Origin of the sequence: Nostoc sp. 'Peltigera membranacea cyanobiont' 210A (genome assembly GCF_002246015.1) — a bacterium.
Lineage (GTDB): Bacteria > Cyanobacteriota > Cyanobacteriia > Cyanobacteriales > Nostocaceae > Nostoc.
Window position 1 is genome coordinate 251149 of sequence record NZ_NOLJ01000009.1, and the last position, 17874, is coordinate 269022.

The following is a 17874-nucleotide window of genomic DNA, read 5'->3' on the forward strand; positions in this document are numbered from 1 at the left end:
ATTTTTGCAATTTCTGTATCTTGGATTGGTAATTTCTAAAATTCAACAACTGCAAATTTTGGAAAACTTGGTTTGTCTAATTGCTTAAAGGCAATTTACCCTCCTTCCTCCTACTGGTGGATGGGATACGTATAAAAGCTTTCACTCAGTACGGGGGTTTCCCCCCGCTACTGGGTGGCAAGCCGCTATAACGCCGCCCATCAGTAATTCATGGAGGAATCACATTATGTCTGCTTTTGCAATATCACCTTTTGTGCAATCTGTTAACGATGTTTTGTTTCCAATCGAGTTGTTTTTGATTATCTTCCCAATCTTGTACGTGATTTTTGTCCCTGCTCAATCAGTATCACTTCAAGTTAGTAATAGCGCTGCGGTGATTTCTGAAGAGTCGCCAGTTTTGGAAACTCAGGGGGATTTGACTGTGATTGGTGCTGTTTCTAATGAAAAAGAATTTTCTGAACCAGAATCTTCGATTATTGAAACTGCGCCGCCACTTGTTGAAACTAGGTTTGCGGATGAAGCCAGACAACTTGTGCTAGTAGACGTTACCGAAGAGAGGAAGAAGCTTTTGGGTTTAGGCGCGCGGAAGCTGCGACAGTTCTGTAAGGAACGCCAGATTCAAGGCTATTCTACCGTCTACAACCGTAAAAAACTCGATGGACTCGTTGACTTTCTGATCGCACAACAAGTGACTTCTGCTCAAGTAGTCGAGTTTGTGGAAATGCTTGCTTAGAGTTTGATGAAAAGCTTCGGTAAAAATTGGGATTTCAAAACTACTTCCTTGATATAGGATGGTGCTTGCTTGATAATTCCTTCTATTAAGTTAGGGCTTCCAAGATGCGTCCTATACTTCTTGGCGATAATGTCGGTAATCCCCTCCGAGTAGCTTCCTCAGCTACCTGCGTATGGTAATGGTGCTTTGAACGACTGGGTTTCCGGTTCTTGCTCCATTCGCTGATTTCGACGATTTTGCTCGCCTCTGTACTTTTGCACTTCTTAGGTCTACCGACGTTGACACCTAATACCTCGTTAGCTTTTGCGATCGCCGACTCCTGGGTTTCTGACAAGATGGTACTTGATGTCCATCTTTTTTTCCACTTTGCTATTGATTTTTCAGTTACGCTAATCTCTTGGGCTAAGGCTACATATTTTTTGCCTTCGTTTAGTCCCAGCAGAATTTTCGCTCTTTTGCTAACTTCATCGCTGCTGGTCGCTGCTATGTGCTCTAGTGCTTGCTTTTCAATAGAATTTAGTATCTGAAGACGAGGCATCTAAAATTTACCCCTCTTTACGGTACAATTTTGCCAAATGGAATGAAGCCTGATATACTTTTTTTGTAGAGTCCATTTTTCCTAAAGATTCACTCAAAGCCCTGTTTGCACCAGGGCTTTGAGAAAAAAAACAAGCCCACCTGTTACTAGAACAGGACGGAATTTTGTTTTGTCAATTTAGTTATCTAGACCCATCATATCATGAGTTTACACAGTTTTACAAATCTTTCTTCGGATAGATGCTTTTTGTGCCAATATCAGAGCCTTAAATATCTCTTCAGTTGTATTAGTTGTCAATGGGTTGAGAATAATAGTTACTGCGCGAGAAAATTCTCTTTGAGAGATTTTCTGGTAGCTAATCTTTGGTATTTACAAGAATTAATTATTTTTTCAACTTGTCACTTTTTCCAACGGATGAAAGTGCTACAAGTTGTGCTGATTAAGCTTTGTCTGCTTTCTACTTAGACTTTTCAAAATTGAACTTATCTTTTGAATGACAATTTGTGATCCGGAGTATCAATAATGTTTGAGGTGCAGAATCCGGCAATCGTATATATTTCGCCTGCGGAGTTGGTTGTTCATCCGAAGCTGATAGAAATATATGGTGAGAATGAGGAACGTCCGGCTTTAAAAAAAAGTATCTCGGAAAAAGGGATTCTTGAATCTTTAAAGGTATCTGCACGTACTGGTGTCAATGTAGTCTTGGCAGGTAAGTGTCGCTTGCAGATAGCTCACAAGCTCTTAATTTCCTCTGTGAAAGTGGAATTTGTCGAGTCTGATTCGCCTGAAGAAGATTTGAAACTAGTGCTTGACTTTAATCTTCATCGCGAAGGCGGGAAGACTCATTACCAGAAATTTCACGAGGGGCAGTACTGGGAGAGCGTACTTCGTCCCCAAGCGAAAGAAAGACAAAGGGAGAGCGCTCGTCGTTTGAATGAATCGAAGTGTTCAAATTTGAATCATTCGATAAATGAGAATAAGTCTCAATTAAAGAAGGGTAAACCCGTGATTCAGGAGGTCTCGGAGAATCTAAATATAAGTGTTGGTAGTTATCACAAGGGTAAGAAAGTTTTTGAATTAATTTCTCAATTACGAGAAATGGAAAAATTTAAGGCAGTTGTTGCACTGGAGATGGAATTTAACCGGAGTATTGATGCAGCATACAAGTTTGTTTGCAATCAAGATATCTGTTACCAGGTAATAGACCTTCTGGAGGCAGATGAGATAGGTAGTATAGGCGATGGTATTGCTTGGATGCTGAATGGCGAGCGCAATCCGTTTCGGCGTTTCCAGCTTGACCAAGTATATCAATTCAAAAAGAGACTGCGGCCCGAGTTGGAAATTGTGGGACGGGTTATTGGTATAACTAATGAGTTTGTTGTGTTTGGATTGAGGAATTTAGTGAATATGAGCCTAGAAATTGTGAATCTACGTCCGCGACAGATTGATGCAGAATTGCAAGATGAACCATCTGCGTCACAGAGGAAGAGAATATTTCACTTAATGCAAAAGTTTAGTGATGTTTTCCCAGTTCAGGTGTCTTTGGCGGAGTTGTTAAAACTCCCAAATTTAACTGATAAAGAGGAGGTTTTATTGCGGATGTATGAGTCTGACGTATTTGAAAAAACTTGGGAAGATTATAAGACCCAAATGAAAGCAATGGAAGTTTCTACAAATAGAAAAAAGGATAAGATTTGTGCTGCATAGGTAGCTGTGGGCTGCTAATTTAGTAGAAAATTTATCCCACAATTTAACATTACTTACTAGATTAGCATCTCAATACTGATTACAGTACGAGTTCACTTTTTTTGGTGCTGAACTCGTATCAAGATATTTGACTGTTTTTTGTTTTTAAACTCGGTGGTGGAGTATGAGTAATTTCATCTTCACTACTTCTACTAGCAAAAGCCAATATACGGTGACACTTTTAGGTGTTGCTAGCTTTGCATTGTTATCCCAAAACTCTTTTGTCGATTTAGTGATAACTTCGCTAGAACTGCCTCATTTAAATAATAACCAAAAAAAAGTTGGGTAGTCGCATTGTTGTTGGTGAAGCGTGTTGGACTAAATCTTAGCCTAAGCCTACGTATATCTAAGCCTAAACAAGTATAAACCTTTGTTTGCTTTCAACCATGAGACGATTACCAGTCGTCTCCAACAAGCGGATAACCAACCGCTTAAACATAAAAATTTCAAATTTAGGCTAACACATTTTGACCAACAGCGAGGCTACCTGATGCACAAAAATCATCAGGACAGTCACTCATGTACCAAGAAGATTTTGGGGCAGATTTTGATAACAAGCCCCAATTAAGTCTTTCACAGCCTTCAAAAAAGAAAATCAAACCCCACCTGCCCGCCGAATCCGTGGGTAAACGCTACGTAGAGCGCTTTTGGCATCCATTTGGGGCGATAGTTGCCCCTTCTTTAGTAGAAGGTACAAAACCAGCATGGCGCACTATCGATTATTACCTCCAACCCTCCCAACTGTGGAACCTGCACCAGGACAAGTCGAAACTAGTAGGTCTGCGCTTTAACGACACAACTCGTTACGCCACAATCGATTTAGACTTAGAAGGCGACTACCATAACATTGAATCTATAAATCGCATCAAAGCAGCGCTAGAGGACATCGGCATAGTCGATATCATCATCCTCCAGTCCAGCTTTAGTGGCGGCTATCACCTGATTTTAAGCTTCGCATCCCCCCTACCCACCTTTCCCCTAGCCTGCGCCCTAGAGATTACCTTAAGAAACGCAGGCTTTATCCTCCGCCAAGGACACCTAGAAATTTTCCCCAACACCAAACCATATAGTGCCAAACAAATAACTAACTACAAAGCCATCCGTTGCCCCATGCAACCGGGTAGCGGGTCATTTTTACTTAATGATGACCTACAACCAATTAGCGACTCAGTTTCTATCTTCCTCGACTATTGCGATCGCGCGGCCAGTCGGCAAGATTTAGCCAAACTCAAACGAGTAGCAAACAAAGCCAAAAAACAAATTTCACGGGAGAGATATCGCAAGCAAGAATCTGCTGACGTTGTACAGTGGCGTGCCAACTGGGAAGAAATCATCAGCACAGGCTGGACAGGAAAAGGACAAACAAACACCCTCTTACAAATCTTCGTAGGCTACGGAATCGTCTTTTTAGATTTAGAGAGTGATAAATTAGTCGAATTTTGCCTTACTACCGCAATTAACGCCCCTGGCTACAGCCAATATTGCCGACACCAACACGAAATCGAAGCTAGAGTGCGGCATTGGGTAGAATCCACAAGTTGTAACAAATGGTATAGCCCTTACCAGAGTTATCCCGAACGGCTATTGGGTACATTCGCCAACACATTTGCAGAAGCCATAGCAGGCATTAGCAGCATTGATAAACCCAAAGACAATGTAATCCCATTTGACCGTCGTAAGCAACAGAACTGGGAACGCAGCCAACAAGCCCAAAAACGCATCCAGATAGTAGTAAGGGCAATAGAGTGGGATAGAGGCTTACCAGCAGGGGCTACTGAACGAGGAAAAGCAATACGTGCTGAGTACAAGCGCCGCTTTCACAAAACTATCTCACAAGAGACACTACAAAAGCACTTGCATTTGTGGCATCCTACGCGCTACATCTTAGATCCGTGGGCAGAAAATAGCTCAAACCCTTATCAATCAAGTAATGACGGGCAATTTGATAGTTTTGAAAACTCATTTGCAAAACAGAGTGTTGAAAACCCTTACCAAAAGCAAAGTGACGGTCATTTTTACTATATGAAGGTTTTTTGTAACTGTTTACCTCCGGCTGCCGATGCCCCTACAGGGCAGTTGGCAGTCGCAAGTTTTGAAGAAGTTGCTAAGTCTGAACGAGAATTATTTGTACTACAGGTACAAGATGAATCTGAGGAAATTAAGAATTCCGAAGAATTGAATTTATTGCAACCGGAGGATCTGTCTTTAACTTCAGGTGTCAATAATTCTGATAATTCATTAGTTTCTTCAAATATTATAGAATTAGCTGAAAATCTTAATGAAAGTACTTCAGATAAGAATTTTAAATACCTTTCTAACCCCAGCACGGTTGAAAATTACAATAATAAAAACTTATTAATCAATTCTGTCAGTATTCCACCTACTGCATCTACACCTGCAATTGTGCTGCCTGAAGCGTTACAAAAAGCCGAAGTTAGCGAGCAAAGTACATCTTCAGGCGATTCAGCAACAACTCTCGCTTTGTCAGAACTGAAGAATCTGACTAAGTTGCGACTCCAAGCAGCATCTTACGCCAAACGTGTAGCTAGAGAGTACTGCCTGATTGCACGATGCTTAATTGGGGGTAAGGAACGGGAAAGACTGGAGCAGAGTGCCAAAATGCAATTTTATCTCGATTCAGGTAACAAAACTCTAATTACAGAAGCCAATGAGTGGGCGGCTGTCAATCCTGGATGCCTACCATTTTCGTTGGAGTTAGCGTTTCAAGAAGGTGAAACATGATGGCTTTAAAAATTTCGCCACCGTGAATTATTTTATTGTTTCCCAATATTTTCGACACAAGAGTGCCTGCATTGTTGATAGCCTTTAAGGAATTTAAAGAATCTAAGGAAATAAGAGCATTTTTTTTTCACCAGAGACATAAAAGAGCGCTCATAGTATTGGTGAATGACATCAGAGGCTGCTATTAATTTGGAGCGTAGAGTCACGCAACACACCAGCAGTCTATTTGATGATTGATGCAAATGAAATGATGATTTTCCTAGAATAAATTCTGGTTTATCTATCAGATACTAGGTAAGTCTCCTTAAGGTAAGACATTATCTATGCTGAGTACCCACGGTATACCTTTGTCAACTGGAGAACTGACAGTAATTTTAGCTCTATTGGCAAACTGTTTTAAGTGGTCGGCAAATTGGGGAACAGCTTTCATGATATTGCGATAGCTCTCCATATTATTACAAATCAAGATCAATGTCAAAACGCCACTATTGATTTGGAAATACCAATGACAACTTGATAACAAAATACGTGTCATGCGATCGCACGCTAGAAAAAAGCTTTTTTTAGTTGCTTCTTCAAGCTGTCTGAATAGTATTTCACTCAGCTTGATTGTTTGGGGTGAAGGCAAATCATCTGGATGTAAGTATGGTTGATTCATAAGGTTTTGGCAAGCTTCAAAAATAACGAAGCTGCGATGAAGATTGGTACTTCTGATTTTTTGCAGATTGAATATTGCAGAAAAATCAGGTTTACTAGATTATTGTTCTTGAGTGACAATCGACAATAAGTCTAACCACAACTGGGATAAGTTTTCTTGAGATTTGAGATTTGAGAGTGGAACACGCATCAAATTATTGGCATTTAACCAAACAACCTCGACTAGCCCCAAGTATTCTGCTACTTCTTTGAGTAGGTTTTTTTGTTCTACTACAGCACTAATTTGTCAGGGTAAGATTTACCCCAAAGAACTCTCATTGGTTAGTAGTATGTTTTCTACGGCTTGCATTACTCGCCTATCAAGCATCAAAGCTGAAACTAATCTCTAAAACTGTATTGAATACTACTTTCTACCAATTTAGTTGGTAGAAAGCTGCTGCTAGATAAATGTCTCTGTTTATCGGAATTTGGGGCTTTTGAGCCAAAAGAGCAGGTAAAAAGTAACCATCCGCAAAAATAATTTGCGCTTCGCAAGCAAACTGGCAATTTCTGTGATAGTCTTTTTATATGGGGAATCAAGACAGCGAAAGCACAAAAACTCGTCAAAGAGAAATGATATAAACTCAAAGACCAGACTTTCGCCTTGGCAGATGCAATATTTAAATCCGCTACGGCTTTTTGAAACCAAGAGACAAAGCCAATGAAGCAGGATAGTGACCTCCGTAATAACTTGAAGTCGATTAGAACTCGCTTAGGCATGAGCCAACAAGATTTGGCTAACATCGCTAGTGTAACTCGTCAGACTATTAGTGGTGTAGAGTCGGGACTATATGCTCCCTCAGTAGCCATAACACTTCGCTTGGCCAAAGCGCTTGGCTGTCAAGTTGAGGATCTATTCTGGTTAGAGCGGGATTTACCTGAAATTGAAGCCGTTCTTGCCAAACCTGTTCCGAATGGTCAGCAACTACGAGTTAGTGTGGCTCGTGTGGGAGGACAATGGATAGCTTATCCCTTGATTGGTAAGGATGCTTTTCGCCAAGATATGATTCCGGCTGATGGTGAAGGCACTAGTCAAACAGGTACAAATAAAGTTCGAGTCCGTCTTTTAGACGATAATCTCGACACACTTCACAACACGGTTGTGATTGCTGGTTGTGCCCCTGTGATTTCACTATGGGCAAGAGCCACCGAACGCTGGCATCCGCAACTGCGAGTCCAATATAACTTCGCCAATAGCATGGCTGCATTGCACAGTCTATGCCGAGGTGAGGCGCACATCGCTGGGATGCATCTGTACGATCCTGAGACTGGTGAGTATAATACTCCCTTTGTTCGAGATGTTCTGGCTGGAAGGGAAGCAGTTCTGATTACCCTTGGTGTCTGGGAGGAGGGACTTTTGTTNGAAGTCAGGGAACCCAATGGGAATTAGAACAGTTAGCGACTTAGTTGCTGGGGGAGCGACTATTGTTAACCGCGAAATCGGTTCTGGTAGTCGGATGCTTTTGGAACAAACACTCCAAAAGGAGCAGATACCGTTCGATGCTGTTCAGGGCTTTGACAATATACTCAAAACTCACCAAGATGTTGCCCAAGCTGTAGTCAGAGGAGTTGCCGATGCAGGTATAAGTACGGCATCTGTCGCTACCGCCTTTGGGCTGGGATTTATCCCTTTACATCGGTCACGATATGATTTGGTGATTCTTAAGGAATATTTAGAAGAAGCACCAGTACAGCAGTTGCTCAGTACTTTGGGACATCGGATGGTTCACTCCCAATTTGAAATTCTTGGCGGTTATGATATCAGCAAAATCGGAGAAGTTGTAGCGACTGTTTAGAGTGGATTGCAATGGTTGGTTGTGTGATTTAGGGAAACTTGGCGTAAATTTAAATCCTGCTGCAACCACTCTTGAGGTATGAGCAACCTTCTTTGTGATTACAACAACTGATAATGCTCAATTCGTAATTCGGATTTCAATTTGAGTTTCCGGCTTGGAATCTGTAGCTTTCTTTTTTCCAATTGGTATTACTACCGCTAGAGAAATCATTTGAGTGAGCGGATGGTAATACTTGCAATATTCCTTGAGTGATGTCTTATTGCTCTAGCCATTAGTCAGAAAAAACAATGACTAATGACCAACGAAAACTGACCACAACTTGAATATGTTCTTTCTTCGGACTCTTTTTGCTGTAGAACGAGCACCTCCAACGACGTTCTACATAAGGTCACTGCTGTAATTTTACAGCGCGAGTACCTCCGGTAGGCACAAAGTGCCAACGCCTTCGGTAGGCACAAAATGCCAACGCCTCATCAACCGACAGACTCACCAAACAAACAATTGCAGGATAAATTATCATGTCCGACGGAAAAATTAGACAAATTGCTTTCTACGGTAAAGGTGGTATCGGTAAATCTACTACCTCCCAAAATACCCTTGCTTCTATGGCAGAAAAGGGTCAACGCATCTTGATTGTGGGTTGCGACCCCAAAGCTGACTCTACCCGATTGATTCTGCACTGTAAAGCCCAAACCACCGTATTGCACTTAGCTGCTGAACGGGGCGCTGTGGAAGATATTGAACTCGAAGAAGTCGTAATCACTGGCTTCCGGGATATCAGATGTGTAGAATCTGGTGGGCCAGAACCTGGTGTAGGTTGCGCCGGTCGCGGTATCATCACCGCCATCAACTTCCTTGAAGAAAACGGTGCTTACTCAGACGTAGATTTCGTATCCTACGACGTATTGGGCGACGTTGTGTGTGGTGGTTTTGCGATGCCAATTCGTGAAGGTAAAGCCCAAGAAATCTACATTGTTACCTCCGGTGAAATGATGGCGATGTTTGCGGCCAACAACATTGCTCGTGGCGTTCTCAAATATGCTCATACTGGTGGTGTACGTTTGGGTGGGCTGATTTGTAACAGCCGTCAAACTGACCGGGAAGACGAACTGATTAGCACCCTGGCTGCCAGATTGAATACCCACATGATTCACTTCGTCCCGCGTGACAATATTGTGCAACACGCCGAATTGCGCCGGATGACGGTGAATGAGTATGCGCCTGACAGTAAACAAGCTAATGAATACCGCACATTAGCGGACAAGATTATCGGCAATACAAATCTTACAGTTCCTACACCCATCGAGATGGATGAGCTAGAAGATTTGTTGATTGAGTTCGGTATCCTTGAAAGTGAAGAAAATGCTGCAAAAATGATTAGCCAAGCAGACGCTGCTAAGAAGCTAGAAGACGTTCAAGGCGAAGCGCTAGAAGCAGTTAAAAAAGGAAACGTAGAAATAGTTTCTGGTAGCTAGAAGAAGTAAGATTCTTGTTCAGACTCCGGTGCTAAATACAGAGTAAATATCAGGTGGGCTATTTTGGCCCACCCTCTGACCAATCCTTGAAAATGGAGGTAATCGAATAGCTGATCTTAACTCTGTGTGTTTGATCTTCACCGTGTTAACACCAATCTACCAAGGTGTACACAGCAAAATTAATACTTTAATAGTCTAGTTCGTGTTTTTGTTTTCTCCTTCTCTAACCTAGTTGATGTTTATGTTTTAGGGGATGAGAAACCATCTTTTCCATCCCCTTTTATTCCATACTTTAGATACACAGTTAATAAATGAAAATTATCTTTATCTTTTGGTAATTCAGTTAATACCTAATAACTTCTACCTATTGTCACCAAACAAATGAATCCCACACCAGGAAAAATCAACGATTCATTCAGTGAGTCAAATTCCGAAGATGCTCCTCAGCAACAGAAACTGCATAAAAAAAAGTCCTCTACACAATTACCCCAACCTGGAACTACTCAAGGGAGTTGCGCTTTTGATAGTGCAATGATTACCCTAGTACCAATAACTGATGCTGCTCATGTAGTTCACGGGCCAAGTGGCTGTGCTGCCAGTATTTGGGGAAGTTACAGCAGTCTTTATTCTGGTTCGATGCTGTACAAGATACGTTTTACCAGCGACATCGATGAGAACGATATCATCTTCGGTGGAGCCAAAAAGCTGTACAAAGGCATTTTAGAATTAGCAAGACGCTACAAACCGACGGCGGTATTTGTTTACTCCACTTGCATCACCGCCCTGATTGGAGATGACATCGAGGGAGTTTGCAAAAATGCCACGGAGAAAACAGGAATACCCACTATCCCTGTACATTGTCCTGGCTTTATTGGAAACCAAAATTTGGGCAACCGTGTTGCTGGTGAAGCGTTGCTAGAACACGTTGTTGGAACATCTGAACCAGACACTAGTACACCTTATGACATCAACCTAATTGGTGAACATAATATCGCAGGTGCAATATGGAATGTTCTACCGTTATTGGAGAAATTAGGTATCAGAGTTTTGGCAAAAATTACAGGCGATGCTGTCTACAAAGAAGTTTGCTATGCCCATCGTGCCAAACTTAACGTGCTGCTCTCCTCTAAAGCACTAATTAACATGGCAAAAAGCATGGAGAAAAAATATGGCATTCCCTATATTGAAGAGTCTATCTATGGTATTGAGTCAATCAATCAATGTCTAAGGAATATTGCTGCAAAGTTAGGTGGTTCTGATTTGCAGGAACAGACAGAAAAGTTAATTGTAGAAGAAACTGCTGCAATAGATGAAAAACTCGCTCTGTATATTACCCGATTGCAAGGTAAGCGTATTATCCTTTCTATTGGAAGTTTCAAGAGTTGGTTGATTATCTTTGCTGCTAAAAAATTGGGCATGGAAGTTATTGCTATTCTTACTAAGAATAATACTGAGGAGGATAAAATTAGAGTCAAAACTTTGCTAGGTCAAGATGGCATAATTCTAGAGCAAAATAGTCCTGAAGAAATCCTACAGATAATTAACTCTAATCTTGCTGATATGTTAATTGCTGATAAACGCTATCAAGACACTTCTCTTACAGCTAGAATTCCATTCCTAGATATTAATCAAGAACGCAACCATCCCTATGCAGGGTATGTAGGAATTTTAGAGGTTGTACGAGAATTGTATGCTGCTTTTTACAATCCTGTGTGGGAACAAGTATACCAGCCAGCCCCGTGGTCAGTAGGAAATTCTTCTGAGGAGGATATTTGATGGCGATTATTAGCGTTACGAGTACATCAGTTGCAGTTAATCCCCTGAAGCAAAGCCAAACTGTGGGTGCAGTTTTAGCCTTTTTGGGGTTGAAGGGAATGATGCCTTTATTACACGGTTCTCAAGGCTGTACTGCTTTGACTAAGGCGGTATTAGTACAACATTTCCGTCAGGCGATTCCCCTTTCCAGTACGGCGATGACCGAAGTTGCAACCATTTTGGGTGGTGAGGAAAGAGTTGAACAAGCAATCTTGACTTTGGTGCAGAGATCCAAACCAGAAATTATCGGTCTTTGTAGCACTGGACTGGTGGAAACCAGAGGTGATGATATGGGGCGCTTTGTTAAGGAGATTCGCCACCGTCACCCAGAACTAGATTATTTACCAATTGTGCTTGTCTCTACACCAGATTTCAAAGGTACATTACAGGATGGCTTTGCTGGTGCAGTTGAGAGTATAGTCAGGGAAATTCCTCAAAAAAGCTCCAAGCAAGACGCTTACCCCACACAAATCACTATTTTGGCGAGTTCTGCCTTCACACCAGGGGATGTCCAGGAAATCAAAGAGATTGTCACCTCTTTTGGACTTGTACCTATTGTCGTACCAGACCTTTCTGGCGTACTAGATGGCTCTATAGAAGATTCTTCTAGTGCGATTACAGCTAATGGTACAAATGCAGCACAGTTGCGCTCAATTGGTAGTTCTGTATTCACTTTGGCGCTAGGTGATAGTATGCGCGGTGCAGCACAAATTTTGGAGCAGAGATTCAATATACCCTACGAGGTATTTGGTGAACTAACCGGATTAGCAGCAGTAGATAAATTCCTGCAAGCTTTGGCGGATATCAGTGGTGTCAGCGTACCGGAGAAATACCGCCGTCAACGCCGTCAGTTACAATATGTGATGTTGGAAAATCACTTTTACTTTGGTTGCAAGCGAGTGTCTTTGGCGCTGGAACCAGATTTGCTTTGGTCAACAGTTTCTTTTTTGCGATCGCTAGGAGTTGAGATTCACTCAGCAGTGACAACGACACGCTTTCCTCTACTAGAAAAACTTCCCATTCCTAGCGTCACTATCGGCGATTTGGAAGACTTTGAGCAACTAGCGGTTGGATCTGATTTGCTAATTACCAACTCTCATGGAGTAGCGATCGCTCAACGCTTAAAAATTCCTCTCTACCGTCAAGGGATTCCCATTTTTGACCGCTTAGATCATGGTCAGTTTACCAAAGTTGGCTACCGAGGTACTATGCAACTTTTATTTGATATTGGCAACCTGTTTTTAGAGCAGGAAATAAAGGTTAAGCATTAAACAGAACTAACTCTAACTGTTCATTACAATATTACCAATAATATTGGTAATTAGTAGCACAAGATACAATCTTGCCGATCAAGTTCAGCTTTGATAGTTAGTATCAAGTCCTATACTCCATCGAAAATATACCAACCAATGCCAATAAATTAGGCACAAGCTTTTTCATGAATCCAGCACAGCTAAAAAAAACAACTGTCAAAGCGAGTGGTGTTAGAAACAAAATTCGTCGCCGTTTTGACCTTACACAATCTGCGATATCCCTACTCAAAAGCCAGCTACACAAACGTAGAGAAGCAATACCTACGGCGGGCAAAGCCATCGCACCATCTTTGCTTACTTGGTTTGAGGTTATAGGCTACACAGTTTTATTAGAGTCAGATATTGCTTTGGGTAAGCATCAGATTGGGCGAAGTAGTTATAGTGAGGTGGTTTTGTATCAGCGCCTCCATAATGCTTTGCAGAAAATTAACCCGAAAAAACCTGATGAAGTGATCGCCGCAGCTATCTATCAGGTTACTTCTACAGAGAGTTCCGACTTGCTGGAAAATAATCGTCGCTTTCACAAATTCTTGACCAATGGTGTGGAAGTTGAATACCTGTATAACGAAGAAATAGTTCATGACTTTGTGTGCCTCATTGATACGTCTAATCTACAAAACAATGATTGGCTAGCTATTCATCCCTTGACTATAGTTGAGGGGAGTTATACTCACTGTCCTGATGTAGTTGTGTTTATCAACGGTTTACCCTTGGCAGTTATTGCCTCGATTCAGCTAAGTGATGAACAGGCGACTTTCAAAGAAGGTTATCAGCGAATTCAGACCTATTGTCAACAAATACCAAAGCTGTTTGACTACAATACATTCCTAGTTGTTACTTATGGAAATCGGGCACGAATCGGTACATTAACCTCAGACTGGCAGGAGTTTTTACCCTGGCGCACCATTGATGGAGAAGATTTTCCTGCCAAGGGCGCAACTGAACTAGAAGTGCTGATTCAAGGTATTTTTGACAAACGGCGTTTTCTAGAGCAAGTATTGCACTTGATAGTGTTTGAGGAGAACGGAAGCAGCATTAGTAAAAAATTGCTTCGCCGACCTTTTTGTACTACACAGTACCCCAAAAAATCTTTGCCCCAAGGCTAGTAAATATTTAGTTATCAGTGATCAGTAGAAAAGCTAAATCACAATTCAAAATTCCCAATTGTTACTTTCAGCATGAAAGTTATAACTATGAACACAAGTTGGTATGAACAAGAGCTAGTCAAAGAATTCCAAACGGTTATTGCTCATTCTTTCCCACAAGTTGAGGAATTGCTAAAACACTGTCATGTTAAACTCATCGAGTCTTATTGGGGAAGACCTCGTGTTCACTTTCTGCCATACTTCACTATTTATTGCCCTGACAATCTGATTGCTGATGTCAAAGCCAAAATATCTATACTCAGAGAAGTAGCAGAATATGCAGGATTAGTTGAAGTTGTCTGCCTAAATGCTACACATCTACTACGAGATCCGATGTCGAAGGTAAAGCAGACAGATCCTCGTTTGTGGTTAGAACTGCAATGGCTTGCAACACAAAAACAAGAACATTTACTATGATTTCCCGACTTTGAGTGCAACTACAAAAGTTCCTGTTGCGCCATCTTTGAATAGATGGCGTGATTAAAACACGCATGAGCATTGTTTTTTTTTGACTAATAATTCCCAATCCCTAGTTATTTACTATGAATAAATCCCCCCTTCCCGCAGATGATTTGCCTCCAACTGGAGCACCCATACTTAACGAATTATTCTACAGGCAATTAGAAGAAGCTACTTGCAGGCGATTTTATCAAGCCTGCGGCCCAATTATGCGAGTTTTACTATCAAATTGTCACTGGTATTTCAAGATAAATACTAGTCCTCTGATGTTACTCATTATCTGTTATGACATAGAAAGTTATCTGCATATCGTCGATGCTATTCCCCAGTTCATCAAAAAGCTGAAGCAGTTTTCCAATAAAGCCAAAATTCACCTTTTTTCACCAGATTATAAAGGAGAACCTTGGGAAATCGAGATTGAAGAAACATCAGATGATGAAGTCTAGTCAAGCAGGTGAATAGGCGAAAATTTGGTATTAACGAAGGTAGTAGTATTTCCCTTTTTTTAGTGCTTACCCCTTATCAGCTGTTCCACATTTAAATTGCATAATTAGGGTGTGCTTTTCGACCCAGACCACAAAAATTATAAAAATTTTAGATATGCTCTCCTAGATATGGTTTAGCTCACTATTCCATCAAAATTAAGCGCAGAGGATCTAAACGCACATACCAAGGAAAAGGTTCGTCTTTTATGGTTGCCCATTTTTCCTTGAAGACTTCTGCTTGCAGATGGTAATCCTGATGACTATTACTAGCAGAATGTAGTTTTAAAAATAACGTCATCCGGTGAGGTGTTTCAACTGTCTGTGCTAGCCAACAGGGAAAGGTATTCACCTGTGATGAGTCGTTGGTAAAGATGAGCTGATGAGCGCGAATGCCAACGTGGGATAATTCACTGTTGATGGGTTCAATGACTTGGAGGCTACAACCCCAATCAAGTGCTTGCACCTGATTTGATGATTCAAAAATAACACGAGAGAAGTTCTTGCACCCGGTTAATTGGGCGACACCCACAGTGGTGGGATGCTCAAAAATATCGTATTTGGAGCCATAATGCACTGCTAAACCATGTTCCAATGCCAATAAGCTAGGGCAAATCTGGTAAGCTTCTTCCATATTATGGGTAACAAATAGAGTTACGCCTTGGTAATCAGCTAGAGTTTCTGTCATTTGCTGTTCTAGTTGACTACGCAAGTGGGTATCGAGTGCGGAAAACGGCTCATCCAGTAGCAATGCTTCTGGCTGACTTGCCAATGCTCTGGCTAAAGCTACCCTTTGTTGTTGACCTCCAGATAATTGGTGCGGATAGCGTGAGCCTAATCCCTCTAACTGCATGGCTATTAGCTGTTCTTCTAAGAGCGCCCTGATATTAAGAGCAGATAATCCTTTGGGTAAGCCGAAAGCAATATTTTGCGCCACACTCATGTGTGGGAAGAGAGCATAGTTCTGCACTAAAAAACCGATGCGGCGATCGCGGCTTGGCAGATTTATTCGTTGTTCTGAGTCAAAGAGGACTCTGCCATTTAAGACTATACGCCCTCTTGTCGGCGTTTCTATGCCGGCAATGCAGCGCAAAATCATGCTCTTACCTGCCCCAGAACCCCCCAACAATCCCAAGGGTTGCTCATTGGTATTAAAAGAAACCTTGAGATGAAAACTCGGCAGTCGTTTTTCAATATCCACAAATAGTCCTACTGCGGAGTCAGGTACAGACAATGAAAACGATTCTCTCCCGTGTCCGCTTTGTCCCCCTCGTCCGCCTTGTCCGCCTTGTCCCCCTTGTCTCCTCTTTTCTCTAACTTCCTGCCAATAGCTGACTGCAATAATTCCAGATAGAGAAATTACCATAATGGCGATCGCCCAAAACCAGGCTTCGTCCATTGCTCCTGCTTCCACAGCAAAATATATTGCCATTGGAATCGTTTGCGTTTGTCCTGGGATATTGCCCGCCAGCATCAACGTGGCACCGAATTCACCCAAAGCACGGGCAAAGGCGAGAGTTGTAGCTGCTACAATTCCGGGCAATGCTAAAGGTAAACTGATGCGCCAGAAGATTGCCACTTCCGTTGCACCAAGAGTTCTGGCTACCCGCAAGAGATTAGTGTCAATCTGTTCAAACGCTCCCAATGCAGTTTTATACATTAATGGGAAGGAAACAATTGTAGCTGCGATCGCTGCACCATACCAGGTAAAAACGATACTGAAGTCTAAAGGCTCCATGAGTTTACCTACGGGGCCATTTTTACCAAAAAATAGCAGCAGTAGAAAGCCGACAACTGTGGGGGGTAAAATCAGAGGAGCAACAAAGACACCCTCAATCAAGGATTTACCTTTGCCGCGATATCCCAACATCCAGTAGGCAGCCCAAATGCCAAGGAAGAAGGTAATGAATGTTGCAAGTAATGAAGTTTTAAGTGATATCCAGAGGGGCGATAAATCCAGTGGCATAGTTTTGTGGATAAGAACGGTGCTTATTAGGGCTGGTTTGAGTAGTGCGTTGAATCCTCAACCAGCCTTGTCAAAATTTCTCTGGTGTTAACTACCAGCTACCGTAAATCCCTGTTTTTCAAACACAGCTTTGGCTTGATTGCCCGATAAAAATTGCACAAAATCCTTAGCGGCATCGACATTTTTACTGCTTTTGAGAACTGCGATGGGATAAACGATGGGAGAATGGGTTTTTTCAGATGCAGTTGCTACAATTTTGACTTTTGGCGTACTTTTGGCATCTGAGAGGTAGACGATCCCAGCGTCAGCATTGCCTGATTCTACGTAATTGAGAGCTTGACGAACGTCTTTGGCATAGACGGCTTTGCTTTTAATTTGGTCAAGAATTTTTAATGAAGTTAAAACTTGTTGAGAATATTGTCCAGCGGGGACACTTTTAGGTTCGCCTAGAGCAATTTTCTTAATGCGTGGTGAAGTTAAGTCTTTGAAATCAGCCACAGTTGTGGAATTTTGCGGTACTATCAACACCAATTGATTTTTCAGTAAGTCTTTGCGAGTCCCATCAACTAACAAACCTTTTTTCTGTAAAGCATCTATCTGTTTAGTTGCAGCTGAGATAAAAACGTCAACTCCTGCACCCTGTTCAATCTGTTGTTGCAAAGCGCCCGATGAACCAAAGTTGTAGCTCAGAGTAACATTTGGTTTTTCCTTACTGTAGAGAGGTTTGATTTCGTCCATTGCATCTCTGAGGCTAGCAGCTGCTGATATCGTCAAATTTGCTGTTTGGGCTGCTGGACTAGCAGTTGAGGATGAGTTAGGTGTAGTCGTTTGACTACAGCCGACGATTAGTAAAAACGAGATAAATACCCAACTCACAAAAGTCAAGATGCGTTTATTAATCATTTGCAGTCTCTCAAGCGTTTTTTCTTAATTAATTCATAATTTACCAACGTAGTAAGCTAGAAGCC

The 17874-nt window shown here is 41.8% G+C and carries 15 protein-coding genes and 1 pseudogene; 11 read left to right on the forward strand and 5 right to left on the reverse strand.

Annotated elements, in window-relative coordinates:
- Positions 1–226 precede the first annotated feature (226 nt).
- A complete protein-coding gene (locus CDG76_RS27460; RefSeq protein WP_094352030.1) occupies positions 227–733 on the forward strand; it encodes a hypothetical protein in 507 nt (168 codons plus the stop codon).
- Between the two features lie 85 nt (positions 734–818).
- Here the strand turns inward: CDG76_RS27460 and CDG76_RS27465 are convergent, their stop codons facing one another.
- Positions 819–1271, reverse strand: a complete 453-nt coding sequence (locus CDG76_RS27465; protein ID WP_094352031.1) for a helix-turn-helix domain-containing protein — start codon at positions 1269–1271, stop codon at positions 819–821.
- A 522-nt stretch (positions 1272–1793) separates the two neighbouring features.
- On the opposite strand from CDG76_RS27465, the gene CDG76_RS27470 reads away from it, so the two are divergent.
- The 3 genes from CDG76_RS27470 (at position 1794) to CDG76_RS27475 (ending at position 5759) form a co-directional block, all read left to right on the forward strand.
- Positions 1794–2978, forward strand: coding sequence for a hypothetical protein (locus tag CDG76_RS27470; RefSeq protein WP_094352032.1), 1185 nt, complete (start codon positions 1794–1796; stop codon positions 2976–2978).
- Positions 2979–3141: 163 nt separating this feature from the next.
- Positions 3142–3306 carry a hypothetical protein gene (locus CDG76_RS37735; RefSeq protein ID WP_190240997.1) on the forward strand — a complete coding sequence of 55 codons (165 nt, stop codon included), beginning with the start codon at positions 3142–3144 and terminating at the stop codon, positions 3304–3306.
- A gap of 230 nt (positions 3307–3536) precedes the next feature.
- Positions 3537–5759, forward strand: coding sequence for a hypothetical protein (locus tag CDG76_RS27475; protein WP_094352033.1), 2223 nt, complete (start codon positions 3537–3539; stop codon positions 5757–5759).
- A 304-nt stretch (positions 5760–6063) separates the two neighbouring features.
- On the opposite strand, the gene CDG76_RS27480 is transcribed toward CDG76_RS27475, so the two are convergent.
- A complete protein-coding gene (locus tag CDG76_RS27480; protein WP_094352034.1) occupies positions 6064–6417 on the reverse strand; it encodes a hypothetical protein in 354 nt (117 codons plus the stop codon).
- Between the two features lie 699 nt (positions 6418–7116).
- Between CDG76_RS27480 and CDG76_RS27485 the strand changes: the two are divergent.
- Positions 7117–8251 (forward strand): annotated as a pseudogene (locus CDG76_RS27485) (substrate-binding domain-containing protein).
- 388 nt (positions 8252–8639) lie between these two features.
- Here the strand turns inward: CDG76_RS27485 and CDG76_RS39220 are convergent.
- On the reverse strand, positions 8640–8771 hold the full coding sequence (locus CDG76_RS39220) for a hypothetical protein (RefSeq protein WP_262984368.1): 132 nt from the start codon (positions 8769–8771) through the stop codon (positions 8640–8642).
- Here CDG76_RS39220 and nifH point away from each other — a divergent pair.
- The 6 genes from nifH to CDG76_RS27515 all read left to right on the forward strand — a co-directional run bounded on the left by nifH (position 8770) and on the right by CDG76_RS27515 (position 14904).
- Positions 8770–9726, forward strand: a complete 957-nt coding sequence (nifH, locus tag CDG76_RS27490) for a nitrogenase iron protein (protein WP_094352035.1) — start codon at positions 8770–8772, stop codon at positions 9724–9726. The genes CDG76_RS39220 and nifH overlap by 2 nt on opposite strands.
- A 381-nt stretch (positions 9727–10107) precedes the next feature.
- Entirely contained in the window at positions 10108–11502 is a 1395-nt protein-coding gene (gene nifE, locus CDG76_RS27495; RefSeq protein WP_094352036.1) for a nitrogenase iron-molybdenum cofactor biosynthesis protein NifE, read from the forward strand.
- A complete protein-coding gene (gene nifN / locus CDG76_RS27500; protein WP_094352037.1) occupies positions 11502–12812 on the forward strand; it encodes a nitrogenase iron-molybdenum cofactor biosynthesis protein NifN in 1311 nt (436 codons plus the stop codon). The genes nifE and nifN overlap by 1 nt, the downstream gene beginning before the upstream one ends.
- A gap of 167 nt (positions 12813–12979) precedes the next feature.
- Entirely contained in the window at positions 12980–13960 is a 981-nt protein-coding gene (locus CDG76_RS27505; protein WP_094352038.1) for a type I restriction endonuclease, read from the forward strand.
- An 87-nt stretch (positions 13961–14047) separates the two neighbouring features.
- A complete protein-coding gene (locus CDG76_RS27510) occupies positions 14048–14416 on the forward strand; it encodes a hypothetical protein (RefSeq protein ID WP_094352039.1) in 369 nt (122 codons plus the stop codon).
- 125 nt (positions 14417–14541) lie between these two features.
- Positions 14542–14904, forward strand: a complete 363-nt coding sequence (locus CDG76_RS27515) for a hypothetical protein (RefSeq protein ID WP_094352040.1) — start codon at positions 14542–14544, stop codon at positions 14902–14904.
- A gap of 181 nt (positions 14905–15085) precedes the next feature.
- Here the strand turns inward: CDG76_RS27515 and modB are convergent, their stop codons facing one another.
- Entirely contained in the window at positions 15086–16906 is a 1821-nt protein-coding gene (gene modB / locus CDG76_RS27520) for a molybdate ABC transporter permease subunit (protein ID WP_094352041.1), read from the reverse strand.
- 87 nt (positions 16907–16993) lie between these two features.
- On the reverse strand, positions 16994–17809 hold the full coding sequence (gene modA, locus CDG76_RS27525; RefSeq protein ID WP_094352042.1) for a molybdate ABC transporter substrate-binding protein: 816 nt from the start codon (positions 17807–17809) through the stop codon (positions 16994–16996).
- Positions 17810–17874: the final 65 nt, after the last annotated feature.